General features: G+C 62.6%; 13 protein-coding genes. 8 read left to right on the top strand and 5 right to left on the bottom strand.

The features are described from left to right. Positions 1-124: 124 nt before the first annotated feature. Positions 125-1,501 carry an L-serine ammonia-lyase gene (locus tag AD670_RS15285; RefSeq protein ID WP_053133769.1) on the bottom strand — a complete coding sequence of 459 codons (1,377 nt, stop codon included), beginning with the start codon at positions 1,499-1,501 and terminating at the stop codon, positions 125-127. 137 nt (positions 1,502-1,638) lie between these two features. Between AD670_RS15285 and AD670_RS15280 the strand changes: the two genes are divergently transcribed. Beyond that, on the top strand, positions 1,639-2,586 hold the full coding sequence (locus AD670_RS15280) for a LysR substrate-binding domain-containing protein (RefSeq protein ID WP_053133766.1): 948 nt from the start codon (positions 1,639-1,641) through the stop codon (positions 2,584-2,586). 213 nt (positions 2,587-2,799) lie between these two features. Further along, the gene (locus AD670_RS15275) at positions 2,800-3,210 is read left to right on the top strand and encodes an HPF/RaiA family ribosome-associated protein (protein WP_027604683.1); all 411 of its coding nucleotides are present in this window, start codon (positions 2,800-2,802) and stop codon (positions 3,208-3,210) included. A gap of 51 nt (positions 3,211-3,261) precedes the next feature. Here AD670_RS15275 and AD670_RS15270 read toward each other — a convergent pair whose 3' ends face one another. Continuing rightward, positions 3,262-4,773: an MFS transporter gene (locus AD670_RS15270; RefSeq protein ID WP_053133763.1), complete on the bottom strand. Its 1,512-nt coding sequence runs from the start codon at positions 4,771-4,773 to the stop codon at positions 3,262-3,264. Positions 4,774-4,878: 105 nt separating this feature from the next. Between AD670_RS15270 and AD670_RS15265 the strand changes: the two genes are divergently transcribed. After that, positions 4,879-5,751 (top strand): LysR family transcriptional regulator, encoded by an 873-nt coding sequence (locus tag AD670_RS15265; RefSeq protein WP_053133760.1) that lies wholly within the window; start codon positions 4,879-4,881, stop codon positions 5,749-5,751. Positions 5,752-5,828: 77 nt separating this feature from the next. On the opposite strand, the gene fecA is transcribed toward AD670_RS15265, so the two are convergent. The 3 genes from fecA to AD670_RS15250 all read right to left on the bottom strand — a co-directional run bounded on the left by fecA (position 5,829) and on the right by AD670_RS15250 (position 9,685). Then, entirely contained in the window at positions 5,829-8,168 is a 2,340-nt protein-coding gene (fecA, locus tag AD670_RS15260; RefSeq protein ID WP_053133757.1) for a TonB-dependent Fe(3+) dicitrate receptor FecA, read from the bottom strand. A gap of 90 nt (positions 8,169-8,258) precedes the next feature. Then, positions 8,259-9,200: a FecR domain-containing protein gene (locus tag AD670_RS15255; protein WP_053133755.1), complete on the bottom strand. Its 942-nt coding sequence runs from the start codon at positions 9,198-9,200 to the stop codon at positions 8,259-8,261. Further along, a complete protein-coding gene (locus AD670_RS15250; RefSeq protein ID WP_053133780.1) occupies positions 9,197-9,685 on the bottom strand; it encodes a sigma-70 family RNA polymerase sigma factor in 489 nt (162 codons plus the stop codon). The genes AD670_RS15255 and AD670_RS15250 overlap by 4 nt, the downstream gene beginning before the upstream one ends. A 170-nt stretch (positions 9,686-9,855) precedes the next feature. On the opposite strand from AD670_RS15250, the gene AD670_RS15245 reads away from it, so the two are divergent. Genes AD670_RS15245 through AD670_RS15225 form a run of 5 tightly spaced genes read left to right on the top strand, consistent with a single transcriptional unit; the run spans position 9,856 to position 13,618 of the window. Beyond that, entirely contained in the window at positions 9,856-10,158 is a 303-nt protein-coding gene (locus AD670_RS15245; protein ID WP_027604677.1) for a DUF3649 domain-containing protein, read from the top strand. Beyond that, complete coding sequence (locus AD670_RS15240) at positions 10,155-11,729, top strand: PepSY domain-containing protein (RefSeq protein WP_053133752.1); 1,575 nt, start codon at positions 10,155-10,157, stop codon at positions 11,727-11,729. The genes AD670_RS15245 and AD670_RS15240 overlap by 4 nt, the downstream gene beginning before the upstream one ends. After that, positions 11,730-12,056 carry a DUF3325 domain-containing protein gene (locus tag AD670_RS15235; protein ID WP_053133749.1) on the top strand — a complete coding sequence of 109 codons (327 nt, stop codon included), beginning with the start codon at positions 11,730-11,732 and terminating at the stop codon, positions 12,054-12,056. A 9-nt stretch (positions 12,057-12,065) separates the two neighbouring features. After that, positions 12,066-12,644 carry an RNA polymerase sigma factor gene (locus AD670_RS15230; protein WP_053133746.1) on the top strand — a complete coding sequence of 193 codons (579 nt, stop codon included), beginning with the start codon at positions 12,066-12,068 and terminating at the stop codon, positions 12,642-12,644. Continuing rightward, positions 12,641-13,618 carry a FecR family protein gene (locus tag AD670_RS15225; protein WP_053133743.1) on the top strand — a complete coding sequence of 326 codons (978 nt, stop codon included), beginning with the start codon at positions 12,641-12,643 and terminating at the stop codon, positions 13,616-13,618. The genes AD670_RS15230 and AD670_RS15225 overlap by 4 nt, the downstream gene beginning before the upstream one ends. Positions 13,619-13,657 lie beyond the last annotated feature (39 nt).

Raw genomic sequence — 13,657 nt, 5'->3', positions numbered from 1 at the left:
AATGAATACTTGGCTGATGCACCGCTATCGGGAGCAAGCCCCCTTCCACATGGGTTCTATCTTGTTATTGAGATCGGTGATCCGTTTCAGGGCAGCACGGAAAAAACGATCGCAGACAGCGCAATCAGCACTCCACCCAGCTGACCGCCAGGCCGCCCCGTGAAGTTTCTTTGTATTTGTCATGCATGTCGGCGCCGGTATCGCGCATGGTGCGGATCACGCGGTCGAGGGAAATGAAGTGCTTGCCGTCTCCGCGCAGGGCCATCTGCGTGGCGTTGATCGCTTTGACCGCCGCGATGGCATTGCGCTCGATGCACGGCACTTGCACCAGGCCGCCAACCGGGTCGCAGGTCAGGCCGAGGTTGTGTTCCAGGCCGATTTCGGCGGCGTTTTCCAGTTGTTCGGGGGTGGCGCCGAGGATGTCGGCCAGGCCGGCGGCGGCCATGGCGCAGGCTGAACCGACTTCGCCCTGGCAACCCACCTCGGCACCGGAGATCGAGGCATTTTTCTTACACAGAATGCCGACGGCGGCGGCGGCCAGGAAGAAATTGACCACATCGTCGTCGGACGCGTCGGCGTTGAACTTCATGTAGTAATGCAGCACTGCCGGGATGATCCCCGCCGCGCCATTGGTCGGCGCGGTGACCATGCGCCCGCCGGCGGCGTTTTCTTCGTTGACGGCGAGGGCGAACAGGTTGACCCATTCCATGGCCGACAAGGTCGAGGTGATTACATTGGGTTTGCCGATTTCCAACAGGCTGCGGTGCAATTTCGCCGCGCGCCGTGGCACATCCAGGCCACCGGGCAGGATGCCTTCATCGCGCAGGCCTTGTTCCACGCATTCGCGCATCACCGACCAGATATGCAGCAGGCCGCTGCGGATCTGTTCATCGCTGCGCCATGCGCGCTCGTTGGCCATCATCAATTCGGAAACCCGCAGGCCGTGCTTGTTGCACAGCGCCAGCAGTTCGACGGCGCTGGAGAAGTCGTAGGGCAATTGCACATCGCTGGTCGGCGCGATGCCCGAAGCCGCTTCAGCGGCTTCGATGATGAAACCGCCACCCACCGAATAGTAGGTTTGTTCGCTCAGCAAACCGTTGTCGCCGTAGGCGTGCAGGGACATGGCGTTGGGGTGGTAGGGCAGGCTTTCGTCCAGCAGCAGGAGGTCGGTGTGCCAGTTGAAGGCAATTTCCTGTTGGCCGGCCAGTAACAGCCGCCCGGACTCGCGCAGTTGCTGGATTCGGGTGTTGATCGAGGTGGGATCGACCTGATCCGGCCATTCGCCCATCAGGCCCATGACGCAGGCACGGTCGGTGGCGTGGCCGACACCGGTGGCGGACAGCGAGCCATACAGGCGCACTTCGACGCGACGGGTCTCGCTCAGCAATTGTTGGTCCGTCAGGGCCTGGGCGAAGGTCGCCGCCGCGCGCATGGGGCCGACGGTATGGGAGCTGGACGGGCCGATGCCCACCTTGAATAGATCGAAAACACTGATAGCCATGCTAAAGCCTTACAAGCAATGGAGTAGGAATCGCTGCCATGTTTTGTAGGACGAGCGCAATTGGCGCGATACTGAGCCTCTGGATCGGCACTGACCAACGAATTATCCTAAGACACCCTTTAGCAGGACTAAACTCTATGGCTCGCCCTCTCCATGGCCAGACTTATGTCTGGCTGCACGTGTTTTCCTGCGCAGCGCGGCATTTGTCGTTCACCCGCTGCGCCGAAGAACTGCACATCACCCCGGGAGCGGTAAGCCAACAAATCCGTCAGTTGGAGGAGCGTTTGGGCTTTCGGCTGTTTCATCGACGGGCGCGCGGTGTGGAGCTGAGCGCCGAGGGGCAGCGGCTGGCGGCAACGGTGGGGGAAGCCTACGGCAGCATCGATGCCGAATTGCAGCGCCTGGACGCGGGGATGATCAGCGGCACCTTGCGCCTGCGCTCGATTCCGTCGTTTCTCGGCAAGTGGCTGACTCCGCGCTTACCCCGCTTGCAGCAGCGTTTTCCGGACATCCAATTGCGCATGGTCGCCGAGGACAGCAGCATCGCCCTGCACGAGGGCGACTTCGACCTGGCCATCGACCTCAATGACGGCAGCTACCCCGGCCTGTTATCCACAGCCCTGCTGGATGAGCAGATTTTCCCGGTCTGCGCCCCCAGCCTGTTGCGCGGTCGACCGCCCTTGCACGGTCCGGCCGACCTCGTGCATTTCCCGCTGCTTCACGACATTACCGCCTGGCGTGGGAGTTATGAGTATGCCGAGTGGGAGTTCTACCTGAATGCCATTGGCTACCACGACGCCGATGTTCGCCGTGGCCACACCTTCAACCGCAACCACCTGACCATCGAAGCTGCCATCGCCGGCATGGGAGTGGCGATTGCGCGACGCACCTTGCTCAACGATGAACTGGAGCGCGGCACCTTGATCGTGCCGTTCGGCCTCGCGGTGCCCAACCACAAACGCTATGTGCTGCTGTACGCGCCGGGCGCGCTGAGCCATCCGGGCGTGCGCGCGGTGCATGACTGGCTGGTAGAGGAAGCAGGGATTTTTCGCGCATTGCACCCCCTGGGAGAGGGGCAATTGTGAGGATCGCGTGGCGTAAGAAGATGTAACTAACTCCCCACCCTAACAGCGTTTTTGCTTGTCGTCAGGGTTAATTTGTAATGTGGGATTTATCTTTGCAAAGGGGTTGAAATGTTTCTCTGGCTGCTCAATTGTGTAATCAAGAGGTCATGGTTTCACCACCCCGGTGTTGCAGTTTGTGATCTCTCGCGAGCTAGCTGAAATAAGGGAAGAACTATGCAAATCCAAGTCAATAGCGATAACCATATTGAAAGCAGCATCCGACTGGAGGAGTGGGTACGTACCACCATTGAGAGCACGCTTGAACGTTATGAAGAAGACCTGACCCGAGTGGAGGTCTACCTGCGGGATGAGAACGGCGACAAGCCCGGTCCCCACGATTTAAGTTGCCGCCTGGAAGCGCGGCCAAAAGGCCATCAACCGCTGTCGGTGTCCGCCAAGGGCGATACCCTGGAACAGGCGATTGACAGTGCGGCCACCAAGCTGGATCACGCGTTGGAACATCTGTTCGGCAGACTGCAAGGCAAGCCCCGCGCTGCCGCGAAAAACCAGCCAATCAACAAAGTGAACGAAGACGCGCTGGAACAGGAATTCCTGGAAAACGAAAACGCTGTCATCAACGGCTAACTTTCTTTTCACCCCCTGCAAACGGGCCTGCATCTGCAGGCCCGTTTTCGTTCAGCGGCCGCGTCGGAAAAAATACCGGCTCAGCATCGCCAGCCCGCCAGCACCCAGACCGGCAAACAGCATCGCCCAACCGGCGCCGTTGCGCAGTGCCGCCTGGGCGTCGTTGACTGTCAGCTCCATTGACTGCAACTTTCCTGCGGCAATCCTTTGGCTGATAACCGGCCAATCCATTGCCGTGGTGGCGGGCAGCACCTCGGCCAACTGATGGCTGATCCCCAGCAATAGCACCAACCCCATCAGCGCAATGTTGAGCGCCAGGGTGATCAGCCGTGCGCTAAGATCGATGCCTGAGGCCATGCCCGCGCGGTCGGCCGACACCGAACCGGTGGTGGTGTTGGTGGTGGGCGAGTTGGTCAGCGCCAGGCCTACGCCGGCGATCACGCAACTGAGCAGCACCAACTCGATACGTGGATGCTGGGCCCCGTTGACCGCGGCCATGGCCAGGAAACCCGCGCCCATCAGGCCCAGGCCCAGGGGGATGATGCGTTCGGCGCCATAGCGCAGGGCCAGGCGCTCGGCCAGCGGCGGCACCAGCAGGGTCGGCAGGGTGTAGGCGAGCAACGCGGCGCCGGTGGTCAGGGTGTCGTAACCCAGGCCCGCCTGAAAGTACAACGGCAGGTAGATCATGAACGGCCAGAAGCTGAAGTTCATGCCGATCGAGCCCATCAGCGCGCCGTTGAACCGCTGGATGCGGAACACCGAGAAGTCGAACATCGGGTGCGCACTGCGCAACTCGACCGTGATGAACAGCAGCAAGCCGAGCACCGACAACGCCGCCCAACCGAGCATGGCCGGAGCGCCGAAGCCGTGCTCGCTGCCTTGGGTGATGAAGTACACCAGGGCGAACACCGACAGGGTCAAGGTGAGCATGCCGGCGATGTCCAGGCGATGAGCGGCCGGATCGCGGGATTCCTGCACGCTGATGCGCAGCAGCACCAGGGTGAACAGGGTGAGCGGCACATGCACGAGGAACACCCAACGCCAATCCGCCACCGCCAGGATCAATGCGCCGATCATCGGACCGAAGCCCAGGCCCACGCCGGCAATCACGCCCCATATTGCAAACGCCCGCGCCCGCGCTGCCGGTTCGCGAAACAGGTGCGACAGGATGGCGAACTGGCAAATCATCATCGCCCCGGCGCCGATGCCCTGGACAAACCGCGCTGTGATCAGCAGCGACGCATCCTCGGCCAGCCCGCAGGCCAGCGAGGCCAAGCCGAACACCCACAGGCACAACACCAGCATGCGCCGACGACCAAAGCGATCTGCCAGTGTGCCGGCCGCCATCAACACGCTGGTACAGGCCAGGGTGTAGGCGTTCATGATCCATTGGGCGTCCTGGAAGCCCGTGCCCAATTCTCGTTCCAGGGTGGGCAGGATGACGGGCACGCTGGAGATTTCCAGGCCGAACATCAGTGCCACCAGGCACACAGCGGTGAGTGCCAGGTTGTTTCTGGCGGTGAGCGGGGGGCTGGCAGCCGATAACGTGGCGGCGGGTGGCATGGGATTCTCCTGTGGATGACGTGTCGGGTTATTTTCAGGGGAATCTGGTTCTTTATTCGTGATAATTTTTCTCTTGATAAGGGAATCAGGAGCGACAATTACCGCATGACCACTCCACGTTTTGATGGTGTTGAACTCTTTCTGCAAATCGTCGAAAGCGGCACCCTGACCGAGGCCGCCGAACGGCTGAATCTCACGCGCTCTGCGGTCGGCAAGGGCCTGGCGCGATTGGAGGCACGCCTGGGCACGTGTCTGCTGCAGCGCTCCACCCGGCGCCAGCGTTTGACCGAGGACGGTCAGGCGTATTACGAACATTGCCTACGTGCGCTGGCGGAACTTGAGGCTGCCGAATCGGTGCTGGAAAGCGGCCGGCAGCAGCCACGCGGCCGTTTGCGGGCCAGCTTGCCGCTGGCTTTCGGGCACCACTACGCGGCCCCTGCGCTGTGGGGGTTGCTGGCGAGTTATCCGCAGTTGGAGATCGAGATCAGCTTCGCCGATCGGCTGGTGGACCTGGCACAGGAAGGCTTCGACGTCGCCGTGCGCATCGGCCCGCTGCCCGACACCGACCGCCTCAGTGCGCGTCGTCTGGGCGAGCAGGCCGTGGGACTGGCGGCATCACCGGCGTACTTGCAGCGCGTCGGGCCGATTGAATGCATCGAAGACCTTGCCGGCCATCGCGGTATCGCCTATCGCAGCATTACCCCGCACCGCAACCGCGTGGCCTCGCCGCTGATAATGGATGACATGCAGGCCGTGGCGGATGCCGCCATCGCAGGCGTGGGCCTGGCCTGGTTGCCGAGTTGGTTGATTGCGCACTATGTGATGCGTGGGCAGTTGGTCGCGGTGTTGCCCGACTATCGCGAGCAACCTGCGCCCATCCATGTGATCTGGCCCACGGCCGTGCATATGCCGGCCAAGACACGTTGTGCAATCGATGCGTTGGTCGCGGCCACCCCCAGTTGCCTGGCGGGCAGTTAGAGCCGGCAGGTCAGGGCGAGCAAAACGGGTTTGTTGTGGCGAGCCCGCTCGCCACAGGTTGTGTGTTGCTTGGGCAGTTAGAACGCGATGGAGGTCTGCACGTACACCGTACGCGGTTCACCGACGTATTTGCCCTTGTTGTTATCGTCGAACGAACGGGTGAAGTACTGCTTGTTGAAGATGTTCTTCACGCCGACTGCCACGTTCAAATCCGACAGTTGCGGGCCGAAATCATAGGCCGCGCGGCTGCTGAACAGCATGTAGCCGGGGATGCGTCCGTTGGCACCGTCGGCGGTCTCGGCCTCGGTGTTGGCGTTATCGGCGAACTGGCTGCTCTGGTAGCTGCTGTCCACATTGAGCTTCCAGCGCCCTTCGGTGTAACCCACGCCGAGGGTGCCTTTGTGCTTGGACGAGAAGGGCACGCGATTGCCTTTGTTCGGGCCGTCTTCGCGGATGGTGGCGTCGACGTAGGCGTAGGTGGCGTACACATCGATACCGGCCAACGCCGGGCTCAAACCATCGAGGGCGTAGTTGACGCTGGTTTCGATACCCTGGTGGCGCGTCTCGCCCCGGGCGATTACCGAGTCGTTGGTCTGGTTGCTTTCATACTGGTTATCGAAGTTGATCAGGAACGCGCCGATCTCCGCGCGCAAGGTGCCGTCGTCATAGCGGGTACCCAGTTCCCAGGTGCGGGCTTTTTCCGGTTTGACTTCACCGCTGGTCACACGGTTGGGCATCTGGCTGTACTGCACGCTGCCGAATGAACCTTCGGTGTTGGCGTACAGGTTCCAGTCGTCGGTCAGGTGATAGAGCACGTTCAACGCCGGCAGCGCAGTGTTGTAGTCGCCTTTGTATTTGACGTTGGTCAGGTTGTTGCTCTGCTGGGACTCGATCATCTCGTAGCGGATACCCGGGGTGATGGTCCATTTGCCGATATCAATCCGGTCATCGACGAAGAACGCATTGGCTTCGGTACCACCGCGGGTGTCGCGGTCGTTGCGGCTGTCAGTGCTGGGGATTTGCTGGTTGTTGGCGGAAATCGGCGTGCGGTAGCGCAACTCGTGGCCGGCTTCGTTGATGTAGCGGTAGCCGACGCCCACTTCATGGCTGGTCGGGCCGATGTCGAAGCCTTGGGCGAAACGGGTTTCCACGCCGCGCACCCAATACTCACGCGGGGACAGCGACAGGAAGGTGCCCTGATCCAGGTAGCCGCTGCGCAGGGTCTTGGTGAAGAAGCTGTTGACGGTGAATTCGCGGCGGTCCTGCTCGTAGCGATAGCCGACGTTGAACATCGTACGGCGGCCCCAGAATTTGTCGTAGGGGCGGGTGGACTGATACGGATCGGCCTTGTAGTCCGCAACGTTCAAGCCCCCAGGCATATCGGCCTGGCCTTCGTAGTACTGCGCCATGGCGTTGAAGCTGTTGGCGTCGTCGAGCTGGTATTTGCCTTTGAGGATCAGATCGTCGATGCGCGTGTTGCTGTTTTCGCGCCAGTCGCCGCCACGGGTGCCGGAATACAAAATCGCGCCGCCCAGGCCATTCTCGGCAGTACCGCCGGCCAGCAGGTTGCCGGTGGTCTTGAAGCCGTCATGGCTGGAAGACGGGCTGGTTTCGGTCTGCAAGCCACCTTTGACGGTGGGTGCATCCGGGATCGCACGGGTCACGAAGTTGACCACGCCGCCAACGTTCTGCGGGCCGTAGCGCACCGCGCCGCCGCCACGTACCACGTCAACGGCGTCCATGTTGCCCATGCTGATCGGCGCGAAGGACAGCTGCGGTTGGCCGTACGGCGCGAAGGGTACCGGGATGCCGTCCATCAGCACCGTTGAGCGCGATGCCAGGCGCGGGTTGAGACCGCGAATGCCGAAGTTCAGCGCCATATCGTGGCTACCGGTGCCGTTATTGTCCGGCGCGTTGACGCCGGGAATGCGATTGAGCACGTCCTTGGCCTGGGTGGCGCCCTGGCGTTCGAACTCTTCGCGGCGGATCACGTCACGGGCGCCGGGGTGTTCGAATACATTGGTTTGTGCCGCATCGCCGAGCCAGTCGCCGACCACGCTGGAGGTCGCCAACTCGACAGCCGCCGGCGCTGTTGCCGGTTGCAGGCTGAAGGCATTGTCGCCTTCGGCGCGGGCTTGCAGGCCGGTGCCTTCCAGCAGCTGTTGCAGGCCCTCGGCAGCGCTGTAGTTGCCGGACAGACCACGGCTCTGCATGCCCGCGGTGACCTCGGAGCCGAAGGAAATCAACACGCCGGCTTCACGGCCAAACTGGTTCAGGGCAGCTTCCAGCGAGCTTGGGGCGATGTGATACGGCTTGGCATCGGCCGCCATCACGCCAGGCAGTACGGTGAAGCTGAGGCTGGCGCCCAGTAGCAGCTGGCGCAAGGTGCGAGCGAGAAGGGTCGGTTGCTGGGGCATGGAGGGCGGTCCTGAGAAAGAAGGATCAAGGGGGCTTTCCTTCTCTGTCACGCGAGGTGCGGAAAACGGCTCACGGTGGCTGAAAATAATTTACGCACGGGCCTGGACGGTCACCCAGTAGCGGGTAAAACGCCGCACCTTGACCGGCAGGCTGACTTCCAGCAGGTCGAGAATGCGTTCGCTGTCGTCCAGTGGGTAGCTGCCGGACAGCAGCAGGTTGGCGACCTGCGGATCGCAATTGAGCTGGCCACGGCGATAGCGGCCCAGTTCGGCGAGGAAATCTTCCAGGCGCATATGCGCGGCCACCAGCATGCCGTCGGCCCAGGCGCCGCTGTTGGCGTCGGTAGGGCGCGGGGTGTCCCAGCCCTTGCGGGTGAAGTTGACCTGGTGCGCTGTTTCGACCGTCAAGGGCAGGCCGCTGTAGCGGTTGGGCATTACGTCGACACGCCCAGCGAAGACCGCCAGTTGGGTATGGTCGTTGAACTGGCGCACGTTCAAGCGCGCCGCCTGGCTGCTGAGCAGGCCCTGGCCGGTCAGCACCTGCAGCGGCGCGTTGCCTGCGCTGGCGGTCAGCAGGATCTCGCCTTCGAGCAGGCGTATCAGCCGTTGCTGTCCATCAAAATGCACATCCACCGCACTGCCGGTATTGAGCTGCAATTGGCTGCCATCGGCCAATTGCACCTTGCGCCGTTGGCCGACCGGGCTGCGGTAGTCGGCGGTCAGCGGCGGCAAGATATGTTGCTGGCGCAGGCTCCAGGCCGCAGCCGAACCGGCACCGAGGATCAGCAGCAACTTCAGCGCCTGGCGGCGGCTGGTGGTGGTCGGTGCGTTCAGTGCCGCGTGAGCCAGGGGCGACGGCATGCCGCGCAGGCGTTGGTTGACGCGCTGGATATGGTCCCAGGCGCGCTGATGTTCGCTGTGGGCATTCAGCCATTGCTGCCAGGCCGCTTGCTGGCGTGGGTTGAGCGTGCCTTGCTGCATTTCCATCAGCCAGCGCACGGCTTGTTCGGCGACCTGGGTCGAGACATTCATAGGGCGAAGTAGCAGCGCATGGCGGCTTTATGCAGGTGGCGTTTGACGGTGGCGATGGAAATGCCCAGTTCAGCGCCGATCTGCGCGTATGTCAGGCCGTCGAGTTGGGCCAGCAGGAACGCGCGCTTGACCAGCGTGGGCAAGCCGTCGAGCAATTGGTCCAGCTCCAGCAGGGTTTGCAGGATGATCGCGCGGTCTTCTTCCGAGGGCGCCACCTGTTCAGGCATCTGCGCCAATGCGTCGAGGTAGGCGCGTTCGAGGTCCTGGCGGCGGTAGAAATTGAACAACACGCGCTTGGCGACCGTGGTGAGGAAGGCGCGGGGCTCGATCAGCGTCGGCGCTTCGCGTGCGGTCAGGACCCGGATGAAGGTGTCCTGCGCCAGGTCCGCAGCGCTTTGCGGGCAGCCGAGCTTGCGTCGCAACCAGCCGGTGAGCCAGTGGTGATGGTCGTTGTAGAGCACTTCGACAGGGTTGGACGGCTGCAACGCAAACACTCCACAAGCATGGGCATGCTTTAGAGAACAAGAATTGTTCGCATTGTAGGGCGCCGGAAACCGTTCGGCAATGCACGAAGGCAGGTGTTTCATCCGTTCTGTTTTGCTTATGAGAATATTTATCATTAATATTGCGCGCTGATGAACCTGGCGCCTCCCGCATGAAAAGCAAAACCTCACTGCCTGCCTCCTATCGTCTCGCCGTTACGTCGCGCGTGCTGGCTGCTGTCGTCGGCGGTTACCTGATGGCGTCCCTGGCCAGCATCTGCCTGGCACTGTGGATGCCAACCTCACGCGCCGATGCGGTGATTACCGGGATGATGAGTTCGTTCGTGTTCTACCTGTTGGCAGTGCTGTGGTGCTTTGCCTGTCGTACGGCATGGCGCGCCTGGTGTGGCGTGATGCTGCCGAGTGCGGCGTTTGCCACCCTGGCGGGCGTGGGCTTGTGGATGGCACGCACATGAAAGAGGGCTTTCGCCAGGCCATGGCCTGGTTGCACACCTGGGCCGGGCTGATCTTTGGCTGGCTGCTGTTTGCGATTTTCCTGACTGGCACCCTGGCCTATTTCAAGGATGAGATCAGCCACTGGATGCAGCCCGAGGTGCAGGCCCATCCCCTGGATGATGCGCGCAGTCTGAGCGTCGCCCAGGGCTACCTGCAAACGGTCGCACCGACGGCCGCACGCTGGTTTATCACCTTGCCGGATAGCCGCGACCCTGGCCTGTCGGTGATGTGGCAAGACAAAGTCGACCCTGGCAAGCGCGGCAATTTCATTCAGAAAACCCTCGACCCCGTGAGTGGGCAAGCCGTAGAGGCCCGTGAAAGCATGGGCGGGGAGTTCTTCTATCGCTTCCACTTCCAACTGCAAATGCCATACCCGTGGGGCCGCTGGCTGTCGACCATCGCAGCGATGGTGATGTTCGTGGCGTTGATCACCGGCATCATCACCCACAAGAAAATCTTCAAGGACTTCTTCACCTTCCGCCCCCGCAAAGGCCAGCGCTCCTGGCTCGATGGGCATAACGCGGTGGGTGTGCTGGTGCTGCCGTTTCACCTGATGATCACCTACAGCAGCCTGGTGATTTTCATGAGCATGGTGATGCCGGCGCCGATCGTGGCCTCCTACGGCAACGACACCCGCGCCTTCTTCAATGAAGTATTCCCGGCCACCAATAATGCGCCGGCGCTGGGACAGCCGGGCAAACTGTTGCCGCTGCTGCCGATGTACGAGCAAGCGCGGGCCCAGTGGGCGGGAGGGCATGTCGGGCGCATGGCGGTGAACAACCCGAGCGATGTGAACGCGTCGGTGAATGTGTTCCGCGCCGGTTCCGACAGCGTGGTGCATGGTTTCGGCAGCACCGTGGCGTTCAATGGCACTACCGGCGAACTGCTGCGGGTCAGTGGCGAGCAGTCGCTGCCGGCGGCGATCGGCGGCAGCTTCTATGGCCTGCACATGGGCCATTTCGCCGGTCCGGTGTTGCGTTGGTTGTACTTTATCTGCGGCCTGGCGGGCACGGCCATGATCGGTACGGGGCTGGTGATCTGGCTCGGCAAACGTCAACTCAAGCATGCAAAAACCGGCGTGATGCCGTTTGAACTGCGGTTGGTGGAAGTGCTGAATATCGCCAGCATGTCCGGGCTGCTGATCGCTATTGCGACGTTCTTCTGGGCTAACCGCCTGCTGCCGGTGAGCTTCGCCGCGCGCTCCGATTGGGAAGTGCAGGCCTTCTTTATCGCCTGGGGCCTGAGCCTGTTGCACGCGATCCTGCGCCGGGGTCGCAAGGGGTGGGTTGAGCAATTGAGCTGCGCAGCACTGCTGTTTGCCGCCATCCCGTTGCTCAATGCACTGACCACGCAGCAACATGTTGGCCTATCCCTGGCCCGTGGCGACTGGGCCATGGCCGGCTTCGACCTGACCTGCCTCGCCAGCGGCGTGTTCCTCGCCTGGGCGGCCTGGAAGATGCAACACCGCAAGGCCCCGCAGCCCAAGACCGAGCGTGCGCGGCCACTTCATCTCAAGCAGGAGGCGCACTGAATGCTCCTCGCGCTGCTGATGTGTTACGCCGGGTTCACCGCCTTATGCCTGTCCACCGACCGCCACCACGGCGAACTGCTGCACAGCAAGCCATCGCCTCGGCGGCGCCTTGCTTTGCGCGTCATCGGTTGGCTGCTGCTGAGTGTCTCGATCTGGCCCGCCGTGGCTATCGCCGGTTGGGGCCAAGGCCTGGTGGAGTGGTGCGCGGTGTTGATGCTCAGCGCCCTGTTGCTGGTGCTGTTGTTGCCGTATCGGCCAAGGCTGGCCTTGATCCTGGCAGGCGTCGGCCTGCTGGTCAGCCCTGTTGCCGCCTTCGCAACGTTCTGAGCCGCCGCCATGATGATCAGCACTCCACCCGATTCCCAGGACAGCCCACAGGCTGACGCGGCGGGTGGGCGTGCGCATTTCCTGCAGGTGTTTTTGTCCCAGCGTTCGCAAATGGAAGCGCTGGTCAGCCGGCGGGTGGGCTGCCGCGCTACGGCGGCCGACCTGGTGCAGGACCTGTTCCTGCGTTTTTGGCGTCGGCCATTGGTGCAGGTTGAAGAACTCAGCACCTACCTGTTGCGCTGCGCCGGCAATATCGCCATTGACCACCTGCGCAGCGAAGGCGCGCGGGTGCGCAGCAGCGAAGGCTGGCTGCCGGAACAGCAGGATAACCAGGGCTCCGAACCCCAGGCGGCGCTTGAGGCGGGCAACGACCTGCGGCACGTCGAAGCCGCCCTGCGCAGCTTGCCGGAGCGCACCCGGCAGATCTTCCTGCTCAACCGCATTCATGGGCGCAAGTACGCGCAAATCGCCAAGGCCATGGGCCTGTCCCAAAGCGCTGTGGAAAAACATATGATGCGTGCCCTCGAAGCCTGCAAAGCCAGCCTTCGCGAACCATCGTCCCCACGCACGCCAGGGAAAGCACCGTGAACGTCACCCCTACGTCCGACCAGGAACAAGCCGCCCTGGCCTGGCTGAGTCGGTTGCATGACCAGCCCAGCAGTGGCGACCAGGCCACCTTCAGCCGCTGGCTTAGGGCTGATCCTGCGCACGTCGAAGCGTACGCCCAGGCCCAGGTGCTCTGGGAGTTGAGCGAAGTGCCGGCGCGCCAGTTGGCGGATGAAGACGCGCAGGCGTTACAGGGTTACCTCAATGCGATGAACACCCCGACGCACTCGCGGGTGGTGCGCTGGTCCGGCGCCTTGGCCATGGCGGCGTGCCTGGTGTTGATGGTGTGCGTGGGCGCCGGCTGGCAGCCATCGCGCTGGGTCGATGACTTCGGCGCCGATTACGTGAGCGCACCGGGAGAAGTGAAGACCGTCATCCTGGCCGATCAATCCCAGGTCACGCTGGATGCGGACAGCGCCATCGCGGTGGATTTCAGCCACGGTGAGCGGCATATCCAATTACGTCGCGGTGCAGGTTTTTTCAGCGTCACCCACACCGGCGAGTCCTTTGTGGTCGGGGCGGGCAACGGCGAAGCGCGGGTGCTGGGTACGCAGTTCGAAGTGCGCCTGCAACCGGCAGGGGCCGAGGTGACGGTGTTGTCGGGGCGGGTTGGCGTGACGCCGTCGAAACAGGGCCAGCAGCAAATTCTGACGGCGGGCCAGCAAGTGGCCTACGCCGATGGCATCGCCGATCCGCTGCACGCGGTCGACAGCGAATCCCGCCTGGCCTGGCGTGATGGCTGGCTCAACTACTACAAGGCGCCGCTGGCGGAGGTGGTCAAGGACTTGGGGCGTTACTACCCTGGCCGCATCCTGCTGCTCAACGAAGAGATGGGCGCCAGGCGCGTCAGCGGCAGCTTCCCGAGCAAGGACCCGCAGGCGGTACTCAACGCGTTGCAGGCGGTGTTGGGTTTCGAGCAGCACAGCCTGCTGGGGCGGGTGATCGTGGTGCGTTGAATATGATCCTTAGTCTATAGATGCCACAAAAGATACTGT

This window comes from Pseudomonas sp. MIACH, assembly GCF_001269925.1.
Classification (GTDB): domain Bacteria; phylum Pseudomonadota; class Gammaproteobacteria; order Pseudomonadales; family Pseudomonadaceae; genus Aquipseudomonas.
Note: the sequence above shows the minus strand (reverse complement) of the source record. Positions and strands in the feature narration are given on the sequence as shown.